Annotated in this window: 23 protein-coding genes and 2 tRNA genes; 11 read left to right on the top strand and 14 right to left on the bottom strand. The window is 74.9% G+C overall.

Features of this window, described 5'->3' with window-relative positions:
* Positions 1 to 90: 90 nt before the first annotated feature.
* From BD833_RS12335 to BD833_RS12350, 4 genes are all read right to left on the bottom strand, one after another.
* Positions 91 to 1,425, bottom strand: coding sequence for a heparin lyase I family protein (locus tag BD833_RS12335; protein WP_166533438.1), 1,335 nt, complete (start codon positions 1,423 to 1,425; stop codon positions 91 to 93).
* A gap of 208 nt (positions 1,426 to 1,633) precedes the next feature.
* A tRNA-Arg gene (locus BD833_RS12340) sits at positions 1,634 to 1,706 on the bottom strand.
* Positions 1,707 to 1,726: 20 nt separating this feature from the next.
* Positions 1,727 to 1,815, bottom strand: a tRNA-Ser gene (locus tag BD833_RS12345).
* 82 nt (positions 1,816 to 1,897) lie between these two features.
* Positions 1,898 to 3,097, bottom strand: a complete 1,200-nt coding sequence (locus BD833_RS12350; RefSeq protein WP_166533439.1) for an MFS transporter — start codon at positions 3,095 to 3,097, stop codon at positions 1,898 to 1,900.
* Between the two features lie 103 nt (positions 3,098 to 3,200).
* On the opposite strand from BD833_RS12350, the gene BD833_RS12355 reads away from it, so the two are divergent.
* Both BD833_RS12355 and BD833_RS12360 read left to right on the top strand, forming a co-directional pair.
* A complete protein-coding gene (locus BD833_RS12355; RefSeq protein WP_166533440.1) occupies positions 3,201 to 3,731 on the top strand; it encodes a CGNR zinc finger domain-containing protein in 531 nt (176 codons plus the stop codon).
* A 32-nt stretch (positions 3,732 to 3,763) separates the two neighbouring features.
* Positions 3,764 to 3,931 (top strand): hypothetical protein, encoded by a 168-nt coding sequence (locus BD833_RS12360; protein WP_166533441.1) that lies wholly within the window; start codon positions 3,764 to 3,766, stop codon positions 3,929 to 3,931.
* A 19-nt stretch (positions 3,932 to 3,950) separates the two neighbouring features.
* Here BD833_RS12360 and BD833_RS12365 read toward each other — a convergent pair whose 3' ends face one another.
* Positions 3,951 to 4,646 (bottom strand): SGNH/GDSL hydrolase family protein, encoded by a 696-nt coding sequence (locus tag BD833_RS12365; RefSeq protein ID WP_166533442.1) that lies wholly within the window; start codon positions 4,644 to 4,646, stop codon positions 3,951 to 3,953.
* A 97-nt stretch (positions 4,647 to 4,743) separates the two neighbouring features.
* On the opposite strand from BD833_RS12365, the gene BD833_RS12370 reads away from it, so the two are divergent.
* The 5 genes from BD833_RS12370 (at position 4,744) to BD833_RS12385 (ending at position 7,249) form a co-directional block, all read left to right on the top strand.
* Positions 4,744 to 4,926 carry a glycine zipper domain-containing protein gene (locus tag BD833_RS12370; protein WP_166533443.1) on the top strand — a complete coding sequence of 61 codons (183 nt, stop codon included), beginning with the start codon at positions 4,744 to 4,746 and terminating at the stop codon, positions 4,924 to 4,926.
* Between the two features lie 79 nt (positions 4,927 to 5,005).
* Complete coding sequence (locus BD833_RS23255) at positions 5,006 to 5,134, top strand: hypothetical protein (protein ID WP_279536017.1); 129 nt, start codon at positions 5,006 to 5,008, stop codon at positions 5,132 to 5,134.
* A gap of 123 nt (positions 5,135 to 5,257) precedes the next feature.
* The gene (locus tag BD833_RS12375; protein WP_208092622.1) at positions 5,258 to 5,830 is read left to right on the top strand and encodes a DoxX family protein; all 573 of its coding nucleotides are present in this window, start codon (positions 5,258 to 5,260) and stop codon (positions 5,828 to 5,830) included.
* Positions 5,827 to 6,882, top strand: coding sequence for a PHP domain-containing protein (locus BD833_RS12380; RefSeq protein ID WP_166533541.1), 1,056 nt, complete (start codon positions 5,827 to 5,829; stop codon positions 6,880 to 6,882). The genes BD833_RS12375 and BD833_RS12380 overlap by 4 nt, the downstream gene beginning before the upstream one ends.
* A 187-nt stretch (positions 6,883 to 7,069) precedes the next feature.
* Positions 7,070 to 7,249, top strand: a complete 180-nt coding sequence (locus tag BD833_RS12385) for a hypothetical protein (protein ID WP_166533354.1) — start codon at positions 7,070 to 7,072, stop codon at positions 7,247 to 7,249.
* 9 nt (positions 7,250 to 7,258) lie between these two features.
* On the opposite strand, the gene BD833_RS12390 is transcribed toward BD833_RS12385, so the two are convergent.
* The 3 genes from BD833_RS12390 to rfbB all read right to left on the bottom strand — a co-directional run bounded on the left by BD833_RS12390 (position 7,259) and on the right by rfbB (position 10,065).
* Positions 7,259 to 8,152 carry a hypothetical protein gene (locus BD833_RS12390; RefSeq protein ID WP_166533444.1) on the bottom strand — a complete coding sequence of 298 codons (894 nt, stop codon included), beginning with the start codon at positions 8,150 to 8,152 and terminating at the stop codon, positions 7,259 to 7,261.
* A 75-nt stretch (positions 8,153 to 8,227) separates the two neighbouring features.
* Positions 8,228 to 9,073: an SDR family oxidoreductase gene (locus BD833_RS12395; protein ID WP_166533445.1), complete on the bottom strand. Its 846-nt coding sequence runs from the start codon at positions 9,071 to 9,073 to the stop codon at positions 8,228 to 8,230.
* Positions 9,070 to 10,065 (bottom strand): dTDP-glucose 4,6-dehydratase, encoded by a 996-nt coding sequence (rfbB, locus tag BD833_RS12400; RefSeq protein ID WP_166533446.1) that lies wholly within the window; start codon positions 10,063 to 10,065, stop codon positions 9,070 to 9,072. Before rfbB ends, BD833_RS12395 begins: the two co-directional genes overlap by 4 nt.
* 343 nt (positions 10,066 to 10,408) lie before the next feature.
* On the opposite strand from rfbB, the gene BD833_RS22720 reads away from it, so the two are divergent.
* On the top strand, positions 10,409 to 11,743 hold the full coding sequence (locus BD833_RS22720; RefSeq protein WP_208092623.1) for a hypothetical protein: 1,335 nt from the start codon (positions 10,409 to 10,411) through the stop codon (positions 11,741 to 11,743).
* Between the two features lie 131 nt (positions 11,744 to 11,874).
* A complete protein-coding gene (locus BD833_RS12410) occupies positions 11,875 to 13,377 on the top strand; it encodes a sugar transferase (protein ID WP_166533447.1) in 1,503 nt (500 codons plus the stop codon).
* Between the two features lie 55 nt (positions 13,378 to 13,432).
* Here the strand turns inward: BD833_RS12410 and BD833_RS12415 are convergent, their stop codons facing one another.
* On the bottom strand, positions 13,433 to 14,737 hold the full coding sequence (locus tag BD833_RS12415) for a hypothetical protein (protein ID WP_166533448.1): 1,305 nt from the start codon (positions 14,735 to 14,737) through the stop codon (positions 13,433 to 13,435).
* A 252-nt stretch (positions 14,738 to 14,989) separates the two neighbouring features.
* A complete protein-coding gene (locus BD833_RS12420; protein ID WP_208092624.1) occupies positions 14,990 to 15,781 on the bottom strand; it encodes an arsenate reductase/protein-tyrosine-phosphatase family protein in 792 nt (263 codons plus the stop codon).
* A 178-nt stretch (positions 15,782 to 15,959) separates the two neighbouring features.
* Between BD833_RS12420 and BD833_RS22725 the strand changes: the two genes are divergently transcribed.
* Both BD833_RS22725 and BD833_RS12425 read left to right on the top strand, forming a co-directional pair.
* A complete protein-coding gene (locus tag BD833_RS22725) occupies positions 15,960 to 16,868 on the top strand; it encodes an ATP-grasp fold amidoligase family protein (protein WP_208092625.1) in 909 nt (302 codons plus the stop codon).
* Positions 16,869 to 16,914: 46 nt separating this feature from the next.
* Complete coding sequence (locus BD833_RS12425) at positions 16,915 to 17,976, top strand: glycosyltransferase family 4 protein (protein ID WP_166533450.1); 1,062 nt, start codon at positions 16,915 to 16,917, stop codon at positions 17,974 to 17,976.
* Positions 17,977 to 18,007: 31 nt separating this feature from the next.
* On the opposite strand, the gene BD833_RS12430 is transcribed toward BD833_RS12425, so the two are convergent.
* The 4 genes from BD833_RS12430 to BD833_RS12445 form a co-directional block, all read right to left on the bottom strand.
* Positions 18,008 to 19,591 carry a sugar transferase gene (locus tag BD833_RS12430; RefSeq protein ID WP_243737625.1) on the bottom strand — a complete coding sequence of 528 codons (1,584 nt, stop codon included), beginning with the start codon at positions 19,589 to 19,591 and terminating at the stop codon, positions 18,008 to 18,010.
* Positions 19,592 to 19,740: 149 nt separating this feature from the next.
* The gene (locus tag BD833_RS12435; protein WP_166533451.1) at positions 19,741 to 21,312 is read right to left on the bottom strand and encodes a tyrosine-protein kinase domain-containing protein; all 1,572 of its coding nucleotides are present in this window, start codon (positions 21,310 to 21,312) and stop codon (positions 19,741 to 19,743) included.
* Between the two features lie 111 nt (positions 21,313 to 21,423).
* Positions 21,424 to 22,494 (bottom strand): glycosyltransferase family 4 protein, encoded by a 1,071-nt coding sequence (locus tag BD833_RS12440; RefSeq protein WP_166533452.1) that lies wholly within the window; start codon positions 22,492 to 22,494, stop codon positions 21,424 to 21,426.
* Positions 22,491 to 23,498 carry a glycosyltransferase gene (locus tag BD833_RS12445; protein ID WP_166533453.1) on the bottom strand — a complete coding sequence of 336 codons (1,008 nt, stop codon included), beginning with the start codon at positions 23,496 to 23,498 and terminating at the stop codon, positions 22,491 to 22,493. The genes BD833_RS12440 and BD833_RS12445 overlap by 4 nt, the downstream gene beginning before the upstream one ends.
* Positions 23,499 to 23,538 lie beyond the last annotated feature (40 nt).

The raw sequence follows: 23,538 nt of genomic DNA on the forward strand, positions 1-23,538 counted from the left end.
CTCCCGAACATCAGGGAAAGCCCTGACCCCGCCCCTGATCGTGATCGGGGGCGGGGCCGGTCGGCACTGCGCTCGGAGTCCGGCGCCCGGTCAGCCGGCCGGCCGGTGCAGCGCGTTCAGCGGCGCGACCGACTCCAGGGTGGGCCCGAACCCGATCGGGGCGTGCTGCAGGTAGTGGGTCGCCGCGGTGCCGGCCGCCGAGTAGATCCCCTGCTTGATGTAGACCGACTGGCCGTCGTACAGGTTCGCGGCGTTCTCCGACAGGACCTTCTCGCCCTGGTGCCAGACCTCGATCAGGCCCGTCGCCGGGTCCGGGGACCACACGAAGCGGACCGTGAGGTCGTTCCAGGCGCCCTTGTCGATCGAGCCGAGCTCGAACGTCTCGACGTACTGCGCGTCCCCGGCGACGCGGCCGCCGGCGCCCCCGCGGACGTCGACCATGAGCTTCTCGTCGACGTCGGACCAGAAGTGGACGTTGGGGTTGCCCGAGTTCACCGTCTGGTGCCACTGGGTGAAGATCAGGAACTGGCCGCGCTCGTCCCAGTCGAACGACGCCGGGAAGAACGTCGACCAGGCCCAGTACTGCTCGTCACCGGGCTGCACCTCCCCCGAGTCGGCGATCGAGTCGCGCACCTCCGACCGCAAGGTCCCCTTGGTGCCGTTCCAGCCAGTGTCGCCGGGGCGGACGGAGAAGAAGGCGGTCCGGGAGCTCCCGGGGTAGGGGTTGTCCGTGGTCAGGCCCTGGGTGTCGGACCGGAGGGCGTGGACCTCGTCCCACGGGTCCGGGAGCAGGCCCGCGGCGTCCTCGTAGCTCCAGACGCGGGTGGGCGCGGGGACGGACCCGTCCGGCTCGGCGACCGGCGGCGTGGTCGGCTCGGTGGGCGTCGCCGTCGTCGGCTCCGTGGTCGGCGTCGTCCCGGTGGTCGGCGTCGTCGGGTCGGTCGGGGTGGTCGTCGGCTCGGTCGGCTCCGTGGGCGGCGTGGCCGGCTCCGTGGGCGTGGCCGGCTCGGCGGGTGGGGTGCTCGGGGTCGCCGGCTGTCCGCCCGGGAAGACCCGCACCGGCTCGCTGCGCACGCCCTGCTTCTTGGCGGAGTCGCGGGCCACGACCACGAAGGAGTAGGCCGGCGTCGACAGCGGCAGGCGCGGTGAGGTCCACGACGTCCCGCTCGTGGAGCCGACCGAGCGCCCCGCGCCGCTCCGGGTGACGTCGAGGACCAGGTAGTCGCGGGCTCCGGCGACAGGAGCCCAGCGGAGCACCGCCCGCTGGTCGACGACCTCGCCGGTGACCTCGGCCGGAGCGGGGAGCGCGGCCGCTGCCTGGGTCTGCGAGGCGACCGGGCGGGGAGCCGCGAGGGCGGCGGTGGTGAGCCCGGAGCCGCCGATCAGGGTCATGGCGGCCAGCACGGCCAGGGAGCGCTTGTTCATGACGTCGGTCCTCGGATCGGATCGAGCACGGCGGCTGCGACCCGGCAGACGAGGGCCGGCGGTGCGCCGCTATCGGACGTTGACCGAGAGTAGTCGAGCAACTACGCGCAGCAGGCCAACGACGCGCGGCATGACAGCCAACCCTGGACGACGAAGCGGCCCCGCACTTCCGTCGAAGTGCGGGGCCGCTCGGTGTCTCAACCAGACGTGCACCCGAAGGGATTCGAACCCCTAACCTTCTGATCCGTAGTCAGATGCTCTATCCGTTGAGCTACGGGTGCCTGTGTTCAGTTGTCGTGCGCGGAGGCTCCGGGATTTGAACCCGGGATGGGGATTAACCCAAACCGCATTAGCAGTGCGGCGCCATAGACCGGACTAGGCGAAGCCTCCCGGGGCTCGAGTCACCTCGTAACCACCGAGGAGAGAGACTACCAGCGCCCCGCACCGGCATCTCCCGGGGGTGCGCGGCCACTCAGGCCGCGACGGTCTCCCGCGACCGGCTGGGCGCCAGCGGACCGCGGCCGGGCACCAGGGTGACGACGACCGCGGCCGCGGCCCCGGCGCAGGCGAGCACCAGCGCCCCCGGGATGCCCGCCCTCGTCTCGATCAGTGCGCCGCCGAGGGCGGCACCGATGGCCGAGGCCCCCACCGTGATGGTCGACAGCCAGGTGAACGCCTCGGTGGTGGCGTGCACCGGGGCCAGCGAGCCGACCAGCGAGTTCTGCACCGTGAGCGTGGGGGCGATCGCCGTCCCGCCCAGGAAGAGCAGCACGCCGAGCGCCCAGGGGCTCGACACCCAGGCCAGCGGGGCGAGCCCGATGGTGACGCCGAAGAGCAGCCAGCGGTACTGCCGGGGCAGCGAGGCGCTCAGCACCCGCGCGCCGAACCAGAGGCCGCCGGCGACCGAGCCGAGCGCCCAGACGGCGAGCAGCACGCCGGACATCCCCGGCGTGCCGATGGAGTCGGCGAAGGCGGGGATGGCGACCTCGAGCGCGCCGAAGCCGAGCATCAGGCCCGAACCGCTGACCAGCACGCGGGGCATGCCCGGAGCGAGCACCGTGGAGAAGAGGGTCGCCGACGGCGCCGCCTGGGGCACCCACGACCGGGCCGCTCCCGCGACACCGACCGCCCCGGCGACGGCGAGGACCCCGGCCACCCCGACCGCCCAGGCCGGCGCGGCGAGGACGGCGAGCGCCGCGACCAGCGCGGGGCCCACCACGAAGACCAGCTCCGTGGCGGTGGCGTCCAGGGCGTAGGCGGTGGGCCGGTTGCGCGGGTCGGTGCGCGACCAGAGGGCGCGGACGGTGCCCGAGACCAGCGGCGTGCTCGCGCCGGCCAGCGCCGAGGCGGCCACGACGGCAAGGTGGGGCGCGCCACCGAGGGTCACCGCCACCAGCAGCCCGAGCAGCAGCGGGTAGAGCGCCGCCTGGGTCAGGAGGATCGGCCGCGGCCCACGCCGGTCGGCGAGCCGGCCCAGCACCGGCGCCATGACGGCCGACGCGATGCCGAGCGTGGCCGCCGCGAGGCCGGCGATCGCGTAGGAACCGGTCTGCTGCTGCACCATGAGCAGCAGCGCCAGCGGCACCATGGACGACGGGAGCCGGCCGGCGAAGCCGGCGAGGAGGAGCACCTTGGCGGAGGGGAGCCGCCAGACGGTGAGGTAGGCACGCACGCTTGCACTCGTTTCGCACTGCAGGGGAAGGAACAGTAGGCGGTCAAAGACCGTTGACCGCCTACGCAGTCCCGAGAGTAGGGACGCAACGGTAGGGAGTCAATTGGACTACGACACCTACGGGTCGACCGCGGTCGAGCTGGCCATCGCCCTGGCCAACGCCGACCTGGAGCCCGACGACGGCGTGGCGCGCTTCCTGGCCGCCCACGACGAGTGGTTCACGCCGGGCACCTCGCTCGAGCTCTCCCCCGCCGATGCCCAGAAGGCGGCGGCGACGGGGCGGCTGGTGCGCGAGGTCGCACTGGCGGAGTCGCAGCCCGACGTCCTCACCCGGCTCAACGAGCTGCTGGCGCTGGCCCGGCCGCGCCCCTACGCGACCGACCACGACGGCGAGCTGCACCTGCACTACGCCCGCCCCGACTCCCCCGCGCTGGAGCAGCTGACGACGACGGTCGCCATGGGCCTGTCGCAGGTGGTCGTGCAGCACGGGTGGCAGCGCCTGGGCGCCTGCTCGGCCGAGGGCTGCGACGACGTCTACGTCGACACCTCCCGCAACGCCAGCCGCCGGTACTGCTCCAACACCTGCGCCAGCCGGTCGACCGTCGCCGCCTACCGCGCCCGCCGGAAGGTCTGACCGCGGGGAACGGGCAGCGCTACGGTCGCCGGGTGGCACCGCCCCGGAGCTGGTCCGCCGACGCGGCCGCCGGCGCGCGGTGCGGCTGCTGCGCGCGGGACCTACCCCGCTCCTCCGTCCACGAGCTGGGCGCGACGCCCGGGGTCTTCATCTGCCGGCGTTGCGCGCTGTGGGCGCTGGCCCGGATCGGCCGCCGCTGACCGGCTGCCCGCCAGGCGGTCAGCCGAGGGCGGCCGCGGCGACGTCGGCCAGGACGGCCGCGCCCTCCGCGGACGGGTGCGTGCCGTCGGTGCTCATGCCCTCGGCGAAGGTGCCGTCCTCGTCGGCGAGCGGCGTCCAGAAGTCCAGCAGCTCCACCTCCTCCCGGCCGGCCCAGGCCAGGAGCTCCTCGTTGAAGGCCGCCGTCTCGGCGGGGAAGGCGTCGCTGGGCGGCAGCGTCGCGAACAGCGGCTCGGCGCCGGCGGCGCGGATCGCCGTCGCGATCGCGGTCAGGTCGTCCAGCGAGCCGGAGGTGCGCCCCTCCCGCACGTCGTTGGTCCCGGCCAGGACGAACACCCGTCCCGGCTCCCGGGCGAGCGCCGCGTCGACCCGGGCGAGGATCTCGCCGCTCTCCTCCCCCGGCACGCCGTGGTTGCCGAGGTAGGTGACCGGCGAGTCGTCGCGGCAGGCGAGCACGTCGAACCAGGAGGTGTCCGCGCCGATGTCGAGCGCTTCGAAGTGGTCCCCGGCGGTGATGGAGTCGCCCAGGGCGACCGCGCCACCCGCTGCGCCGGCATCGGCCGGGGAGAGCACGCACTCGTAGTGCGCCACCGCCGACAGCAGGCGTCGCGTCGGACCGTGCGGAAAGGCGAGCGAGGCGACCAGCGCGGCCACGAGCAGCCCGCCGACCAGCAGGACGATCCGCCCCCGCGTCATGGCGGCACACGCTAGTGGAGCCGCGGGTCAGCCCCTCCCGGAGAGGCCCGGCGGCGAACAGCGGCCGGGCCGCCGGGGAACCGATACGGTCCCGGCCATGGCAGAAACCCCTGAGCCCCGGAAGCGGCACTGGCAGGAGGGCAGCGGGCTGGCGATGGGCCTGGCCCTGGGCGCCGGCCTCGGGCAGCTGCTCTTCGAGAACGTCGGCGTGGGCCTGGGGCTGGGCGTCGCGATCGGCGCGGCCGTCGACGCCTGGCAGCGCGAGCGGTCGACGGGCTGACCCCGGTCCGCACCGACCGGAGGCCGGACCGTCCCCACGCGTTCACGAGCGCGTCACTCCCGCCTGCTACGCATGCGGCATGACTCTCCTGACCACGCCGGTGCGGCGGGCGATGCGGCGGCACGTCCACCTGTTCCGGTGGGCCGGCGACAGCCCGTACGGCACCGTCTACGCCTGCCGGTGCGGGGACGTACGCCCCGGTCTCTGAGCCTCTTCCGACCGACGGTGCCGAGGGGCGCCGGCCGCCCGAGTTGCGGCCGGTGATTGCCCGGTGGATCTTCCGGGCAGTGCACGCTGCGACTGCCCAGTGGCATCGAGGAAAGAGGTCACCATGCTCGTACGCCGGATCGCCCGGCCCCTGCTCGCCGCGCCCTTCATCTACGGGGGGATCAGCACGCTGCGCAAGCCGCAGGACCGCGTGCCGGGCGCCACCCCCGTGGTGGAGAAGCTCGCCGAGACCGCCGACAAGCAGCTGCCCGTCCAGGTGCCCAGGGACGTCGAGCAGTGGGTGAAGGCCGACGCCGCCATCAAGGTCGCCGCCGGCTCGCTGTTCGCCCTCAACAAGTTCCCGCGCGTCACCGCTCTGGTGCTGTCGGCCTCCATCGTGCCGACCACGCTGGCCGGCCACCGCTTCTGGGAGCACGACGACCCGACGGAGCAGTTCGGCCAGATCTCGAACTTCCTCAAGAACACCGGGATCCTGGGCGGGCTGCTGCTCGCCGCCGTCGACACCGAGGGCAGGCCGTCGGTGGGCTACCGCGCCAGGCGGGCCGCCAAGCGGGCCGCCGACGTCACCGAGAAGAACTACGAGAAGGCGTCGAAGCGCGCGATCAAGGCGCAGAAGAAGGCCTCCCGCAAGACCGGCAAGAAGACCGGCAAGGGAGCCCTCAAGGTGCTCAGCTGAGCACCCCGCTCCCGCCCGCGGCCGCGCTCCGGAGGATCGCCTTCCTCCTGGAGCGCGCCCGCGAGGCCAGCTACCGCGTCGGCGCCTACCGCACCGCCGCGGCGGTGGTCGACGGCCTCGACGGGGCCGAGCTGGACCGCCGGATCCGCACCGGCACCCTGAAGGACCTCAAGGGCATCGGCCCGAAGACGGCGACGGCCATAGCCCAGGCGCACGGCGGCGAGGTGCCCGAGTACCTGGCGACGCTCGAGCAGGCCTACGCCGACCAGCAGCCGGCCGCCGACGACGTCGCCGCCTTCCGGGCCGCGCTGCGCGGCGACCTGCACGCGCACTCCGACTGGTCCGACGGCGGCAGCCCCATCCGGGAGATGGCCGAGGCGGCGAGGGCGCTGGGCCACGAGTACCTGGCGCTCACCGACCACTCCCCCCGGCTCACGGTGGCCAACGGACTCTCCCCGCAGCGCCTCGAGCAGCAGCTCGACGTCGTGGCGGAGCTGAACGAGGAGCTCGCGCCGTTCCGGATCCTCACCGGCATCGAGTGCGACATCAACGTCGACGGCAGCCTCGACCAGACCGACGAGCTGCTCGGCCGGCTCGACGTCGTCGTCGCCAGCGTGCACTCCGACCTGCGGGCCGACCGGCGCGCGATGACCGACCGCATGCTCGCCGCCGTCGCGAACCCGCACACCGACGTGCTCGGGCACTGCACCGGTCGGCTGGTCATCGGCCGGAAGCAGCGCAACGGCACCCAGCGGCCGCGGCCGGAGAGCGACTTCGACGCCGAGGCGGTGTTCGGCGCCTGCGTCGAGCACGGCACCGCCGTGGAGATCAACTCCCGTCCCGAGCGGCTCGACCCGCCCCGGCGGCTGCTCGGCCTGGCCGTCGAGCTCGGCTGCGAGTTCGCCATCGACACCGATGCGCACGCGCCCGGCCAGCTCGACTGGCAGTACAACGGCTGCGAGCGCGCGGTCGAGTGCGGCGTGCCGCTGGAGCGGGTGATCAACACGCGCACCGCGGAGGAGCTGCTCGCCTGGACCGGCGCCGGGAGCTGACTCCAGCGGCGACCACGGGCGCTGCCCCGCACACCCCCGGTGAGCGACACGCCCGCACCTGCGGGGACGAGGGGAAACCACCGGCGTCGCGCCTTGCCCCGGCTCGCGCGGGGTACTGCGCTGGCCTCGACGGCGCCGCTCCGGGCGTGCGTCAGGGTGGGCGTCGCGCCCGGATCGGAGAGAGGTCGTGCTGGGCCCGTTGCTGACCGAGACGGCCGACCACGCGCGCCCGGGGCGGCCCCACGCGGCCGGATCGGACCGCGGGCGGGGGCCGCACGTGCACTGGTTCCGCCGGGTGGGCGAGGACCCGTTCAGCAGCGCGACGCTGTACCGCTGCCGGTGCGGCGTGGTGCGCGCCGGGTTCTGAACCGGGGCGTCAGGGGGTCGGGTCGCCGGCCGGCCGGACGCCGGGCTGCGCCCGGTCGAGGGGGTGCGCCAGCTCGAGGGAGTGCGCATCGTCCGATCGACGCAGCGCCCAGTCCGCCGGCAGCACCAGGCGCGGCGCCACCCCGATGAGCGCCGCCATGAGGAAGGCGACGCCGCCCAGCGCCTCGCCCGCCTCCTCGACGAACGTCGCGGTCACGGCGAGCGACCCGGGGACGACGGAGGTCAGCGCCCCCAGCCCGACGGAGGCGACGGCGTAGCCGGCCAGGCTGCCGAGGACCCGGCGCCGGTCGCGGCGCTCGGTGCGGCTGAGGAAGAACAGGGCGCCGACGACGGCTACGGCGGCGACCGCGCTGATCGCGATGGCCGCGGGCCGACCGGCCGCGGAGACCAGGGCCGCCATCGCATCGGCGTGCACGGTGCCCCCCGCCTTGACCGAGGCGATGGCCGCCGCGACCAGCCCGACGGCGAGCCACCAGGTGCGGCGGCCGGGGTTGAGCGCGGCGCCGGCGACGGCGGCCAGCGCCGCGACCGCGAACAGCCCGGCCACGAACAGGCGGGGCAGCGAGAGCGGTGCGTCCATGGAGAAGACCTGGGCGGCGGTGCCGGTGGCCCCGTTCAGGCGGAGCAGGAAGCCGGTGGCCATGAGCGCCACCGCGGCGGCCGCGAGGCCGACGCCCACCGGGGGCAGCGGGACGGCGCGGCGGCGGGCGCGCGCGGGCGCGAGCACCGGCGCAGGGGCCTCCTCGGGCAGCAGCCGCCCGAGGTCGCCCGTGGCCGCCGCGCGGCGGTCGGCCTCGCGGATCGACCGGCCGAGGAGCACCCCGAAGACGGCGGCGACGACCACCCAGACGACCAACCCGCCGACGACCCAGACCCACCACACGCGCAGATCATCGGCACCCGCGCGGCGGAACTTGACCGGTCCGTCTCACGTGTCGGTGCGCTCCGGGCGCACGGGTCAGCTGAGGTGGGTGAGGTAGCGCCGCAGCGCCTCGCGCCAGTCGCGGGGGCGGTACCCCGTCGCCTCGATCCTCGCCAGGTCGAGCACGCTGTTGAGCGGACGCGGCGCGAGGCCCGTCCGGCCGGCGAAGTACTCGGCGGTGCTGACCCGGCTCACGTCGTCGGCGCTGCGGCCGCGCGCGGTGAAGACCGCCGCGGCGACGTCGGCCCAGCACCCCGGCTCGCCGCTGCCGGTGAGGTTGTAGGTGCCGTGCGGCGCGCCGCTGTCCACCAGGTGGCGGATGCCGGCGGCGAGGTCGGCGGTGGAGGTGAGCCGGCCGATCTGGTCGTCGACCACGGCCGGGCAGACCCCGCGGTCGGCGAGGGCGGCCATCGTGCGCACGAAGTTCCCGCCGTCCCCCACCACCCAGGTGGTGCGCACCAGCCAGTGCCGCTCGATCGCGGTGGCCAGCGCGTCGCCGTCGGCCTTGCTCCGCCCGTACGCGCTCAGCGGCGACGGCGGCAGGTCCTCGGGGATCGGCCCCGGGTGGGTGCCGTCGAAGACGTACTCGCTGGAGAGGTGCACGAGGGCGAACCCGTGCGCCTGCGCGGCGGCGGCCAGGCGGCCCACGCCGTCGACGTTCGCGGCGCGCACGGCGCCGGCGTTGGCCGGGTCCTCGGCGGCGTCCACGGCGGTCCAGCCGGCGGCGTTGAGGACGACGTCCACCCCGGTCCAGTCGAACGCCCGCACGGCGTCGGCGTCGGCGAGGTCGAGCCCGGCCCGGTCCAGGGCGAGGGCGTCGGGGAACTCCCGGCGCAGCGCCCGGCCGAGCTGCCCCCCGGCCCCGACGATGACCGCGTTCACTGCCCCTGGGCCGCGTAGGTGGCCTCGACGCCGTCCTTGAGCGGGCGCCACCATGCCTCGTTCGCGCGGTACCAGTCGATGGTGGCGGCCAGCCCGTCGCGGAAGTCCGTGTAGCGGGGGGTCCACCCCAGCTCGGTGCGCAGCTTGGTGGCGTCGATGGCGTAGCGGAGGTCGTGGCCCACGCGGTCGGTGACCGAGTCGAAGGCGTCGGCCGGCTGTCCGGTGAGCTCGAGGATCAGGCCGAGCACCTCGCGGTTGTTCTTCTCCCCCTCGGCGCCGATCAGGTAGGTCTCCCCCGACCGGCCGCGGTCGAGGATCGCGTGCACCGCGGAGTTGTGGTCGTCGACGTGGATCCAGTCGCGGACGTTCTCCCCCGCGCCGTACAGCTTGGGCCGCAGGCCGGAGAGCACGTTGGTGACCTGCCGCGGGATGAACTTCTCCACGTGCTGGTAGGGCCCGTAGTTGTTGGAGCAGTTGGAGATCGTGGCGTGGATGCCGAAGGACCGCACCCACGCGCGCACCAGCAGGTCCGAGCCGGCCTTCGTCGAGGAGTACGGGCTGCTCGGGTTGTACGGCGTCTCCGGGGTGAACTTCGCCGGGTCGTCGAGCTCGAGGTCGCCGTACACCTCGTCGGTGGAGATGTGGTGGTAGCGGACGCCGTGCTTGCGCACCGCCTCCAGCAGCGTGAACGTGCCGACGATGTTGGTCTGCAGGAACGGCGACGGGTCGCGCAGCGAGTTGTCGTTGTGGCTCTCGGCGGCGAAGTGGACGACGACGTCGCTGCGGCCCACCAGGCGGTCGACCAGCTCGGCGTCGGCCACCGAGCCGTGCACGAACTCGATGTCGTCGCGGACCGGGGCCAGCGACGCCTCGTTCCCCGCGTAGGTCAGCGCGTCCAGGACGACGACCGAGAACTCGGGGTGCTCGCGCAGCGTCTGGTGCACGAAGTTGGCGCCGATGAATCCTGCGCCGCCGGTGACGAGCATGCGCATCGCCTGTCGAACCTCCGCGTCGATCCCGCCGGAGCGGGTGCCCGTCCGGACGCCGCCCGCTGGCGGGTCGTCGTGCCGGCTTGGACGGTAGTCGGGAGAAGGCCGTACCGCCCGCACCCTGCCCCTCGACGGGGTGAGCCCCGCGGGCCGCGCCGGCGCCGGCCGGTGGCCGCCGGATCCGGTACCCATCCGACCACACCGAACACGAAGAGTGAGGCCAAGCCGCAGGTCGCGAGAGTTTACCGATGAGGTACCGGCTGCCCGTTGCCCCCGTAGCGACTCCCGCCCATGGTGCCTCCAGGGAACGAGTGCCTACCAGGGGAACGCCGCAGGGAGGAGCTGGGTGTCCATCGGCCGGAGCACGGGATCGTCGTCGGAGCCGCGTGGCTCCGGCGTGCCCGGCGACGCCGCTTCCCCGCCGTCGGTCTGGCTGCTGCGCGCCCTCGTCACCGCCGCCCTGCTGCTCGGCGCCTGGCTCGCCGCGCCGGACGCCGTGGCGCACGCCGACAGCCCGCAGTCCGCCGCGGCGGCTCAGGGCCAGGAGCACGCGGCCGTGCCGGTCCCGCCCGACGGTCTCCCCGTGGCGACGCCGGCCCGGCCGCCCGAGGCGGTGTCCGGCGCCGAGCCGGCTCCCGGCCCCGCTGTCGACTCCCCGGCGGAGCCCGCCGTGCACCCCCCGGCGGGGCCGGCCGCGGAGCCCGGCGCCCCCCAGAGAGGGGACCCGGTCCTCCCCCCGCCCGCGGACGGGGTTCCGCCCGGCCCGGCCGACGGCGACCCGCCGCCTCCGCACGACCCGGGCGCACCGCCTCCGCACGACCCGGGCGCACCGCCTCCGCACGACCCGGGCGCACCGCCTTCGCACGACCCGGGCGCACCACCCGCGGAGCAGCCGGACGCATCCCCCGCCGAGCCGGCGCCGGTCGACCCCGTCGACCCGGGCCCCGACGTGGACGCGCCGCCGGTCGTGGCCCCGGAGGGGCAGCCCGACGGAGCCCCGGAGGGGCAGCCCGACGGAGCCCCGGAGGGGCAGCCCGACGGAGCCGCGGACCCGGCGCCCGCCACGGCCGAGCTCGAGCCGGTCACGCCGGTCGAGGACGCCGAGCCCGAGCCGGCCACCGGCACGCCCGTGACCACCGATCCCGCCACCGGGCCGGCCGACGCCGAGCCCGCCGACGCCACCGATCCCGACACCGGGCCGTCCGACACCGGGCCGTCCGACACCGAGCCCGCCGCCACGGATCCGGAGGCGGCGACGGCTGCGACGCCGGTCCTCGAGTCCGCACCGGGCACGTCGCCGGCGACCGCTCAGCGGGTCGGGCTGACCCGGTCCGCGGCCGAGGTGCCCGCCACCCGCAGCAGCCCGCCCGCCGTCGCCCCGGGCACCGCCACCCAGGTCGCCGCTCCGACGGGGACGGCCACCCCGGGCATCCCGGCCCCGCCGCCGCCCCCGGTGGCGCCGATGCCGCCCCCGGCCCCGGCCGCGCCGGCCGGCCCCGCCTCGGCGTCCGCCTCCGGCGGCACGAGCTGCGCCGCCGGCCACTCCGACCACCACGACTTCGGGCTCGCGGTCCTCGACCCGGCCCTCCCGCTCTCCCTGACCGGGTCGGCCCTCCGGGTCCACGGGGTCGCCGGTGCCGTCGTCGGCGGTGCCGACGACCCGGGCGCCCGCCCCACCTGACGGGCGCCGTTCCGCACCCGTACCTCTCCGATCCCCGGATCGGCACGCCGGATCGTCCGTGACATCCCCACGAGCGGCGCGCGCCCTCTCCACCGGCGCGGCGCCCCGTCGGAAACACAGGGAACCGCCAGATGACCAGTGAAGCCATACCGTCCCAGCACGCCCACCCCGCAGCCGCGATCCCCGATCGCCGCCAGCGCCTCGACCGGCTGCGCGGCGCGGGCACCGTCGCGCGACGCGCGTGGCGCGGCCCCTACATCCGCCGGCTGGTCCTGTGGGACGCCGTCTGCGCGACCGTCGCCGCGGGCAGCGGCCTGCTGGTCCGATACTCGCCGTCCGGCACCGGGGTCGCGACCGCGTCGCTGGTCATCGCCGTCGCGCTGCCCGCCATCTGGCTGTTCGCGATGGTGCTCGCCCGCAGCTACGAGAGCCGGTACCTCTGGGAGGGGCCGGAGGAGTTCCGCCGGGTGTTCTTCGCCGCGGCGCTGCTCCTGGCCCTGGTGGGCACGATCTCGTGGGGGCTGAAGCTCGAGGTGGCCCGCGGCTTCGTCGTCGTCGCCATCCCGCTGGCGACCGTGCTCACGCTGGCGCACCGGCAGGCGCACCGGACGTGGCTGCGCCGGCAGCGGGTGCACGGCCGGTTCCAGCAGACCGCGCTGCTGGTCGGCCACCGCGGCGGCGTCGCGGCGCTGCAGGAGCAGCTGCACCGCGACGTGAGCCACGGCTACCGGGTGATCGGCTGCTGCCTGCCCACGCGCTCCCGCGGCGTCGAGGGCCCCGGCGGGCTGCCGGTGCTCGGCGGGCTCGACGAGGTCGTCGACGTGGTCGCGCGGCACGAGGTGGACACGGTGGCCGTGCTGCCGTGCCCGGAGCTGGACGGCGCGGCGCTGCGCCGGCTGGGCTGGGACCTGGAGAAGACGCGCGCGGACCTGCTGCTCGCGCCGTCGGTCTCGGAGGTCGCCGGGCCGCGCGTGCGGGTGCGCCCGGTGTGCGGCCTGTCCCTGCTGCAGATGGAGCGGCCGGAGCTGCGCGGCCTCCGCCTGCTGGCCAAGGAGTCGTTCGACCGGACCTGCGCGTTCCTGCTCCTGCTGCTCCTGCTGCCGGTGCTCGTCGCCGTCGCCGTGGCCGTGAAGGCCGACAGCTCGGGGCCGGTGCTGTTCCGCCAGGAGCGGGTGGGCCGCGAGGGCCGCACCTTCCCGATGCTCAAGTTCCGCAGCATGCACCCCGACGCCGAGCAGCTCGTGCCCCGGCTCGCCGCAGTGAACGACGGGAACGGCGTCCTGTTCAAGCTGCGCCGGGACCCGCGGGTGACCCGGGTGGGGCGGGTGCTGCGGCGGTACTCCGTCGACGAGCTGCCGCAGCTGCTCAACGTGCTGCGCGGGGAGATGTCGCTGGTCGGTCCGCGCCCGCCCCTACCGACGGAGGTGGAGCGGTACGGCGTGGAGATGAACCGCCGGCTGGTGGTGAAGCCGGGTCTCACCGGGCTGTGGCAGGTGAGCGGCCGGTCGGACCTGTCGTGGGACGACTCGGTGCGGCTGGACATCCACTACGTGGACAACTGGTCGCTGATGCTCGACGTGATGATCCTGTGGCGGACGCTCGGGGCCGTCGTCAGGGGCCGGGGCGCCTACTGACGCCGGACGCGGGAACGGGCGCCGCGCGCATCCGCGCGGCGCCCGTCCCGTCGGCTCAGCGGTAGCCGGGAGAGCTGTACCCGATGCCGACCGTTCCGGCCGGGACGAAGTCACCGTTGGCGGGCTTGCCCTGGGTGATGGTGCCGGTCAGGTTCGCGATCTTCGGCCAGTCGACCACGCCGTTGGTGATCGTCGCGGGGCAGGTCTTGTCATCGGTCTGCGGCCACACGCTGTAGCCCATGGGACGCCCGGAGCGCGGGTTGATGTACACGCCCTCGAGGCTCAGCGGGTAGGTGTTGCAGTCGATGCGGATGAACTGCCCGCCGCGCTCGATCGGGTTCACCTCGGAGCTGCCGACGTTGGCGTTCCGGATGGTGCCCCTGCCGATGGCGCCGAGGTCCTTCCGGACCTGGATGCCCTGGTAGTTGGTGGATCCGGTGAGCCGGTCGATCCGGTACTCCTTCACCCCACCCCAGGGCTGGAAGACGTCGGCGTGGTTCACCGTGTAGGTGCCGCGCAGGGCGTCCATCCGGACGTTCTGGATCTGCACGGTCGCCTCGGGGGCGTTCACCGCGATGCCGTCGGCCTGCGAGCCGGCGACGTTGCCGTTGATGAGCACGCCCTCGATGTGCACCGTGCCGGTGCACTTGTGCACGTAGATGGCGCGCTGGTCGTCGGTGCCGATCCGCGCGGTCGGCAGGACGTTGATCTGCCCGCCCATGATGACGGCGTTCCGGCAGTTGGCGATGGTGATCGGCCCGACGGGGCGGGACGGGTCGAGCTCGATGCGGACGTCCCCGCCCTTGGCGCCCACCGTGGTGACGGAGGTCGTCGAGGTGATCTTGGTGACCGGGTAGTTCTCCCAGCCGGCCGGCGGGGCCCAGCTCAGAGGGCCGGAGGTGGGGGCCACGGCGGCCGGGCGGGCGGGCGCCGGGGCGGTCGTCGGCTTCGGCGCAGGCGCCGCCGGCACCGGCGCCGGCGCCGGCGGCTGGGGGGTCTTCGTGGCGGTCGGGCTCGGGCTCGTGCCGGAGCGGGAGCCCGCCACCGGGGCGATGTCCTGCGCCCGCGCCTCGGCCTTGGCCTGGGACTGGGCGCCGCCGGCCGCCTGCTCCTCCTGGGCGGTGCCGGTCGGCGGCTCCTCAGCCGGCGGGGTGGCGCTGGCCGGCCGCTGCGCGGCGGGGGCGGCGGCCGTCTGGGACCCCTGGCTGGCGACGACGTCCGTCTCCGAGCCCTGGGTGAGCGGATAGGTGATGGGAAGAAGCCCGATGAGCGCGAGCAGCACCTGGGTCAGCCGGCGGCGGGAGTAGCGCCTGCGAGCGGACCGGATGCTTCGCCACTGTCGGTGACCGTTTCGTGACACGGCACAGACGGTAGCGTCACGGTTACATAACGCCAAGCCCGTTCGAGTGAATTTCTGCGTCACCCGTCCGAGTGATCGGCCGCCTCTCCGGGCCGACCTGCGAGAACGCCCGACAGGCCGCCGCGAAACTTTTCGGCACGTTCTGCCCGTGTCGTGCCCAGGCGCCCGGTTGCACCGGTCTGGCAGCCCGCTCGACCGGGCGCCGCCCGTCGCGACGAGTGAGCGCGGCCGGCGGCGCGCCGCCGGCGTCGGCTAGGAGCCCGAGCCGACCCGCCGCCGGCGGCCGAGCACACCCAGGTGCCGGCGGGCGTCCGGCTGCGCGGACCGGCCGGCCGCGTGAGCCGGACCGGCCTGCGGGGCGTCGGGGCGTGCGCCGGTCCCGGAGGCGCCGCGGTCGACGTGCGCGGCAGCCCGGTCGGAGGCGTCGGGGACGGCCGCGTCGGGGTGCAGGGCCACCACGGCCGCCAGCACGGGCAGCAGCGCCTCGGCGACGGCCTGCCCGACCTCCTGGTGGTGCTCGAGTGGGCGGCCGATCGGGTCGGCGATGTCGTCGCCGTCGCCCCCGCTGCGGCCGGGGCGCGCCGCGGCCAGGGCGGCGACCAGCGCCCGCGCCGGCTCGGCGAAGTCGCCGTCGTCACCCGGTCGCCGGTCCCCCAGCGCGCGCAGCAGGTCCGCCGCCTCGCGCAGGGTGAACGTGCGGGCCAGCGCCCGGGGCACCAGGCCCAGCACGTCGCGGCGGTGGTCGCGGGTCAGGGTGAGGACGAGGTCGGCCTGCTCGACCATCCAGGGCTCGAGCTGCCGGGCCACGAATCCCTCGGCGTCGCCGCCGAGCCCGGAGAGCACCAGCGCGCTGTCCGGGTGCATCCGCGAACCGACGACCGCCCGCGTGCCCGCGCTGACCAGGTCCACGTCGGCTCCCGCCGGGCCGAGCACCTCGCCCAGGTAGGCGCGGCCCAGCCGCTCCCCGACGGCCGACCGGCAGATGTTCCCGGTGCAGACCAGCAGCACGGCGACGGGCGTCGGAACGCTCTCCTGGTCGGGCACGGTCCCAGTGTGGGCGCTGCCGCTCGTCGTCGGACACCTCCGATTGAGTGGTCCTCGGACGACGAAACGCCGGGCCGACCGCCGGGTACTACGCTCGCCGGGACACCGGGCGCCGGATTCCGCGCCCGAGAGCAGACACCAGCCGGCGTGCCCGCGTCGCACACCAGAAGGGGTCAGGATGCCCCGGAGCGGCCTCAACGAGAGCCTCCGACACGTTTTCCAGCCGGCCCACCGCAGGATCGCCGGACTGCTCCCCCTCCCGACCCGGCGCCGGTACCTGTACCTGGCCGGGCACGGCCGGCTCCCGCGGCTGCGCGATCCGCAGACCTTCGGCGAGAAGATCAACTGGCGCATCCTGCACGACCGTCGGCCGCTGCTGGAGTGGACCTGCGACAAGCTGGCCATGAAGGACCACGCGGCACTGGTCCAGGAGGAGGCCGGCATCTCCGTGCCGGAGACGTTCTGGTCCGGGGACGACCTCCGCGAGGTGGCCGGCCGGACCTTCGACCGCCCCTGGGTGCTCAAGCCCAACCACCGCAGCGGCCTGGTGAAGTTCGGCCGCGCCTCGGACACGGTGGACGACGCGATGATCGCGGCGACGCGCACCTGGCTGCGCGACGACCAGAGCGTCCTGCTCGGCGAATGGGCCTACAGCGAGGCTCGGCCGCTCTTCGTGATCGAGGAGGCGATCGGCGACGGCGTCACGCCGCCCGACGACTACAAGTACCTGGTCTTCGACGGGAAGATCGCCGCGGTGTCGGTCGATACCGGCCGGTTCACCAAGGACCACTCGCGGACCTTCTACAGCGCCGACTGGAAGCCGCTGCACGTGGCGACCGCCCTGGGCAGCGGGGAGCCGGGCCCGCCGCCGGAGAACCTGGCCGCGCTGAACCACGCCGCGGAGGTGCTCGGCCGCCCCTTCGACTTCATGCGGGTCGACCTCTACAGCATCGACGGCACGATCTGGTTCAGCGAGTACACGCCGTACCCGGGCGGCGGTGTGCTCCCCTTCGAGCCGCGCGACTTCGACGCCTGGCTCGGGGAGCAGTGGACGCTGCCCGCCCTCGACGAGGTCGCCGGCCGATGAGCTCCGCAGCCCGCCGGCCCCTGCCCACCACGACCACGACGGCGCCATGCGCGTCCTGAGCGTCGGCCCCACCGGCGCCCAGCCCGGCGGCATGGCCTCGGTCGTCGCCGAGCTGGAGGCGCAGAACCGGCTCAGCGAGGCCCCGGTCGACCTTCGGGTCGTCGACTCCGGCGGCCTCGGGTCGGCCCCCCAGCGGGCCGGCGCCTTCGCCCGCTCGCTGCTGACCGCCGGCCGGGCCCGCGCCGACGTCGCCCACCTGCACGTCGCCTCCCGCGGCAGCACCTGGCGGAAGCTGGCGGTCGCCGCGGTCTGCGCGCGCCGCGGGCTGCCCTACGGCATCCACCTCCACGGCGCCGGCTACCGCGGCTTCCTGGAGACGCTCTCGCCGGCCGCCATGCGGCGGGTCGAGCAGTTCTTCGGCCGCGCGGCCTACGTCGTGGTGCTGGGGAAGCCCTGGGCCCGCCTGGTGATCGAGGAGCTCGGCGTCCCCGAGGAGCGGGTGCACGTCGTGCACAACGGCGTGGCCGACGGCGCGCCGCCGGTGACCCCGTGGCCGGCCGGCCGCACCAAGCGGGTGCTCCTGCTGGGCCGGATGGACGCGGGCAAGGGCGTCCCCGAGCTGCTGCGGGCGTTCGAGCGGCTCGACGACGTCCCTGACGCCGAGCTCGTGCTCGCCGGTCCGCCGGCCGAAGCCGACGTCGTCACGCAGGTCGAGGAGGCCGTCCGGGCCCGCCCCGGCCGCGTCCGCTACGCGGGGTCGCTCCCCCGGGCGGCGGCGCAGGAGCTGCTGCGGGACGCCTACCTGCTGGCCCTGCCGAGCCACGCCGAGGGCCTGCCGATGGTGGTCATCGAGGCGATGAGCCGGGGCATCCCGGCCGTCACGACGCCGGTGGGCGCCATGGCCGAGCTGGTCACCTCCGGCGCGAACGGCTACCTCGTGCCGCCCGGCGACGTCGACGCCCTGACCGAGCACCTGCGGCTGCTGCTGGGCGGCGAGGAGCTGCGCGACGCCATGGCCGCGGCGGCCTACGCCACGTGGCAGGCCGGGTTCGACGCCCGGTCCATGTACGCCGACATCCGCGCGCTGTGGCAGGACGCCGCCGGCTGAGCCGGGGCGTCCCGCCGGACGCCGGGGTTCGTCAGTAGGCGCCGCGGCCTCGGATGACGGCCCCGAGGGTCTTCCACAGGATCATCATGTCGAAGCTGAGCGACCAGTTCTCCACGTAGCGGACGTCGATGCGCACCGAGTCGTCCCAGGAGAGGTCGGAGCGGCCGCTGATCTGCCAGAGCCCGGTGATGCCCGGCTTGACCAGGAAGCGCCGGCGCATGTCGAACCCGTACCGCTCGGTCTCGCTCGGCAGCGGCGGCCGCGGGCCGACGAGGCTCATGTCACCGCGCAGCACGTTCAGCAGCTGGGGCAGCTCGTCGAGGGAGTAGCGGCGCAGCACCCGCCCGATCCGCGTCACGCGGGGATCGGCCTTGCGCTTGTACAGGACGCCGTTCCCGTCGTTGTCGTTCTCGAGCACCTCGACCATGCGGTCGGCGCCGGTGACCATGCTGCGGAACTTCAGCATGGAGAAGGTCTGCCCGTCCCGGCCGACCCTGGTCTGCTTGAAGAAGACCGGGCCGCGGCTGGTCGTCTTCACGGCCAGCGCGATCCCGAGGAACAGCGGGAGCGTCACCAGCAGCGCACCGACGGCCAGGCCGGCGTCGACCGCCGACTTGCCCAGCCGGCGCACGCCGCGCAGCTCGGGCCGCTCGACGTGCAGCAGCGGCAGGCCGCAGACGGGGCGGATGGCCACCCGCGGGCCGACGACCTCGGTGACGGCCGGGGCGAGCAGCAGCTCCGCCTCGGTCTGCTCCAGCGCCCACCCGAGCCGGCGCAGCTCCGGCCCGTCCAGCTCCGGGCACGGCATGACGGCGACGGTGTCGACCTCGTACCGGCGCACCACGTCGAGCACCTCGGTGAGGCCGCCGAGGACGGGCAGCCCGTCGAAGTCGGTGGGGCCGTCGGCCAGCCGGCCGTCGGGCAGGCAGCAGCCGATCACCCGGTAGCCGTGGTAGGCCGCGCGGTCGAGCTGGGCGTGCAGCGAGGCCACCGCGCCGCGGTGCCCCACGATGACCGTGGTCTGCTGGAAGGCGCCGCCGATGCGGGCCCGGTGCAGCCGCTGCCGGCGCACGTAGCGCAGCAGCAGCGTCAGCACCGTGGCCACCGGCAGGGCGACGACGACGAAGCCGCGGGCCACGGCGAGGTCCAGCCCCCAGGCCACCACGGCGACGGCGGCCAGCAGCAGGGCGGCGGCGTCGAGCACACGGCGGAACTCGTCGGCGCCCACCCAGAGGTAGCGCTCCTCGTAGGTGCGCCCGATGTGCATCGCCGCGAGCCACAGCACGGGCATGAGCACCGCGGCCGTGAGCGAGTACTGCTGCCCGTCCACGTCGGTCCCGAAGCGAACGAAGTAGCCGATGACCGCCGCGAGAGCCGCGCAGACGGCGTCGCCGAGGACGATGCTGCGGACGTACGCCGAGCGCCACGCACGACGCGCCTCGGTGCCCTCGCCGCGCAGGCGGCGGACCCGGGAGAACCGGGGGCGCCCCCGCCCTGTCGGGGGGGCGTGCCGAGTGGTGTCGCCGGGGGCGATCTGGAGAGTGATGCCGAACTCCTGGGTGCGTCTGGTCGTCTGGAACGACCCGCGCAGGACGCCGCCCACCCGCGAACACACAGAGTGATCACGTGTGCACAATCGAGTCGGGCGCACCGGTCGCTCGAGCCGTCAGCCCACGACGTTAGCCGCTCCGCGCCCAAATGGCAGGCTCAATCCGTAACCGTACGTAACGGGAGCTGGTGCTCACGCACCGTGAGCGAGATAGCTCACAACGTGCGCCCGGGCCGGTCGGCGACCGCCGGCCCGACCCGCGTCGTGCCCGCGGGGTCCGCTCCGCCGTCGGCCGCGGCACCGTGAGCTGCGCCGTCGGCCGACCGGCCGTCGGCCGCCACCGCGCCCCGGGGCACCGCCGGGCGCATCCGCTGGGGCACCGGGGCGGGCTCGGCGTCGGCGCCCGGGCCGGTCGGCTCGTCCCCCTGGTAGCCGTAGCCCCGGCCCGGGAGGGCCGACCCCGGCGCGAGGTTGAGGACGACGCCCAGCGTCCGGGCCCCGACGCGGCGGAGCAGCGCGACGGCCTGCTCGAGCTCGTCGCGCCGCGTCCGGCCGGTGCGCACCGACAGCAGCACGCCGTCCATGGCGGGCGCGACGGCGGCGCCGTCGGCGACCAGGAGCAGCGGTGGGGTGTCGACGATGACGAAGTCGTTGGCCGCACGGAGCCGGTCGACCAGGGTGCGCAGCCGGGCCGACGCCAGCAGCTCGCTGGGGTTGGGCGGCACCTTGCCGGCGGGCAGCACCGAGAGCGTGCCGTCCCGGTAGCTCTGCAGGACGTCGTCGAGGTCCGCGGCCCCGGACAGGACGCTGGTGACCCCGGTGCCGTCGACCAGGCCGAGGTACGTGGCCACCCGGGGGTGGCGCAGGTCGGCCTCCACCAGCGTGACCCGGTGGCCCGCCTCGGCCAGGGCGACGGCGAGGTTGGCGGCGAGCGTGCTCTTGCCCTCCGCCGCGACCGCGCTGGACACCATGATCACCCGCGGCGGGGTGTCGACGTCGAGGAACTGCAGGTTGGTGCGCAGCTGCCGGAAGCTCTCGGCGTTCCGCGACCGGCTGCGCCGGCCGAGCACGTGCTCGTCCTCGAGGGACCGGTCGCGAGTGATGGTCCCGATCACCGGCGCCCCCGCCGCGGCGGCCGCCACCGAGGCGTCGCGGACCGACCGGTCCATCCGGACCCGGGCGTAGGCGAGCAGGAGGCCGATGACCAGCCCGATCAGGACGCCGACGGCGATGTTCACGTACAGGTTCGGCGCGGCCGGGTCCTCCGGGATCTCCGGGCTGTCGAGGACGGTGACCTTGACCGGGACGGTCGTCACCGGCTCGACGTCGGGCTCGACCGGGGTGGTGGTGGTGGCCTCGACCTCGTCGACCAGGTCGGCGAACTCGGCGGCGACGGCCTCGGCCAGCTGCTGCGCCCGCTCCGGCGAGGTGTCGGTGACGACGATGTCCAGGACGGTCGTGTCCGGGACCACCGAGGCGTCGATGCGCTGCTGCACCTCGTCGGCGTCGAGATCGAATCCGCCGGCGTCGATGACCTGCACGGCGAGCCGCTCGCTGGTGATCAGCTGGACGTAGGAGGCCACCCGGTTCTGGGAGAACTGGCTGCCCTGGAAGGCGGCGGTCGTGGACGTCGCGTCGGTCGACGTCACGAACAGCTGCGTCGAGGACGTGTAGGTGGGCGTCATCGCCAGCGCGGTGGCGGCGCCGACCGCCCCACCCAGCAGGAGCCCGATGACGGGCAGGAACCACCCGGCCCGGAATGCCGCCATGGTGTCTCTGAAGTCCACTACGTCCTCGTCTCCCGTGTTCCGACGTGCACAGCGCGGGGCTGCGGGTGGTCGTGCCGTGCGGGAACGGCCGCGGTCCGGGCGGACCGAGCAGTTCCCAGTTCAGTCAGGCTAGGTACTGTCCGGCGGATCCGGCAGGGGCTTGTCACCCGGTCGGGCTGCGGAGACGCAGGCGGCCCAGTGCGCCACGAACGTCCCCTTGACCACATCGTTCGAATGCCGGGTCCGCACCCGGTCCCACGCGCTCTGCCCCAGCCGGCGGGCGAGCTCCGGTGAGTCGGCCAGCCGGCGGATCGCCGTCCCGAGCGCCGCGGCGTCGGCCGGGGGGACGACCAGGCCGGTGGAGTCGACCACCTCGGCGATCTGGCCGACGTCGGTGGCGATGACCGGCGTGCCCAGGCTCATCGACTCCAGGATGATCATCGGCATCGCCTCGGCCCGGCTGGGCAGCACCAGCGCCACCGCCGTCCGCAGCCGGGCGAGCACCTCGTCGGGCCCGACCGGGCCCTGGACCACCACCCCGTCGGGGAGCGGGTCGGGCAGCCGGAAGCGGCGGGCCAGGTCGCCGAGGAGCACGAGCTCGTGGCCCTCGACGCCGGCGGCGGCCCAGGCCTCGAGGAGGACGTCGGCGCCCTTGCGCTCCCCGATCTCACCGGCGAACACGAAGCCGGAGCGGCCCGCCGTGACCGGCTCGTCGGCGATCGGCACCGCGTTGGCCACCCGCACCGCGGGGACGCCGAGCGAGCGCACCATCTCCGACGCCGGCTCGGTCAGCACGAAGACCACCGCGGGCCGGCGCAGCACCCGGCCGGCCAGCCGGCGGTTCGCCTCGGCGAAGGCCACGAAGTGCGAGCCGTGCACCAGGGCGGTGCAGCAGACGCCGCGCCGGCGGCCGATCCACAGCAGCAGCCCCTCCCGGAGGAAGGAGCCCTCCTGGGTCAGGTGGAAGTGCCAGACGTCGGTGGGCCCGACCTTGCTGAACAGCGCCTTCGCCGTCGTCCGGGCGAGGGCGGCGACGGTGCGGCGACGGGAGCCGTGCCAGTAGGAGGGCCACTCCCGGACCACGAGGTCGTCGTCGGCCCACGTGCTCGTCGTGCGGACCACGGAGGAGACACCGCCGGGACCCCCCGACGCGTTGCCGATCTGCGTCACGCGCAGGGCGGGGCGTGGCGAGCCGGTCACGCCGGCGCGTCCCCGGATCGGCGGATCGCCACGCCGGAGGGGTCGAGGTCCGCCGAGGTCAGCTCGCCGGGGCTGCGCAGCAGGACCAGCCCGCGCCGGTCGAGCTCGCGGGCCACCTGCACCTGGTGGTCGTCGACGTGCTCGCCGCGCTCGGCCAGCCGCGGCACCACGACCGGCCGCACCCCCAGCTCCAGCGCCCGCAGCAGGGTGCCGACCCCGGAGTGGGTGACGAACACGTCGCTGCCGGCCACGAGCCGGTCGAAGTCCTCGGAGCGCAGCTCCCCGGCCACCGTTCCCGGCAGGTCGTCGCGGGTGGTCACGCCCAGCTGCCAGGTGACGGTGTCGCCCGGGCGCATCCGGTCCCGCACGGCGTCGACGAGCGCGTCGAAGCGGAACGGCTTGATGGTGCCGAGGCTGACGAAGATGCTGCGCCCCTCCCCGTTCCGGGCGGCGGGCCCGGCCGCGGGGACGACGGTGTAGTCGTCGAGGAGCGAGGGGCCCTGCCGCCAGCCGGGGCGGTCGGCCCAGGCGGCGTGCTGGCTGTAGCGCTGGATCCGCGGGAGCTTCTCGAGGATGCGGCCGGTGGCCGACGGCCCGTCGAAGCGGGAGACGCTCTCGATGTAGACCATCGGCAGGCGCCGCAGCTGCGCGATGGCGTAGGCGGAGATGCCGACCGCGGCACCGGTGCTCAGGACGACGTCGAAGCGCTCGCGGCGGGTCTCCCGGTGCAGCCGGACGGCGGCGCTGATCGCCGGGCGCAGGCCGCGGGGCGGCACGTAGTCGAGGGTGACGACCGGCCGGCCGCTCAGCAGCGAGCGGCTCTGCTCGGACTCGAAGGTGGCGAAGACCGAATCCGACCGGAGCTCGAACCGCTCGGCCCACCGGACGATCTGCGCGAGGTGCCCTCCCGTCGAGGCGACGAGGAGTGCCCGCCTGCCTCGCAGCGCGGCGGCGAGTTCCGCCGTCCCACCTGCCGGTTCGGTGAGCTCCCCTTCTGACGACACCCCCGAAGCGTAAGGGGAGTCGGCGCCGCAGCCGTCGTCG

The sequence above is a fragment of the Blastococcus xanthinilyticus genome (assembly GCF_008124835.1).
In the GTDB taxonomy this organism is placed as follows: Bacteria; Actinomycetota; Actinomycetes; order Mycobacteriales; family Geodermatophilaceae; genus Blastococcus; species Blastococcus xanthinilyticus.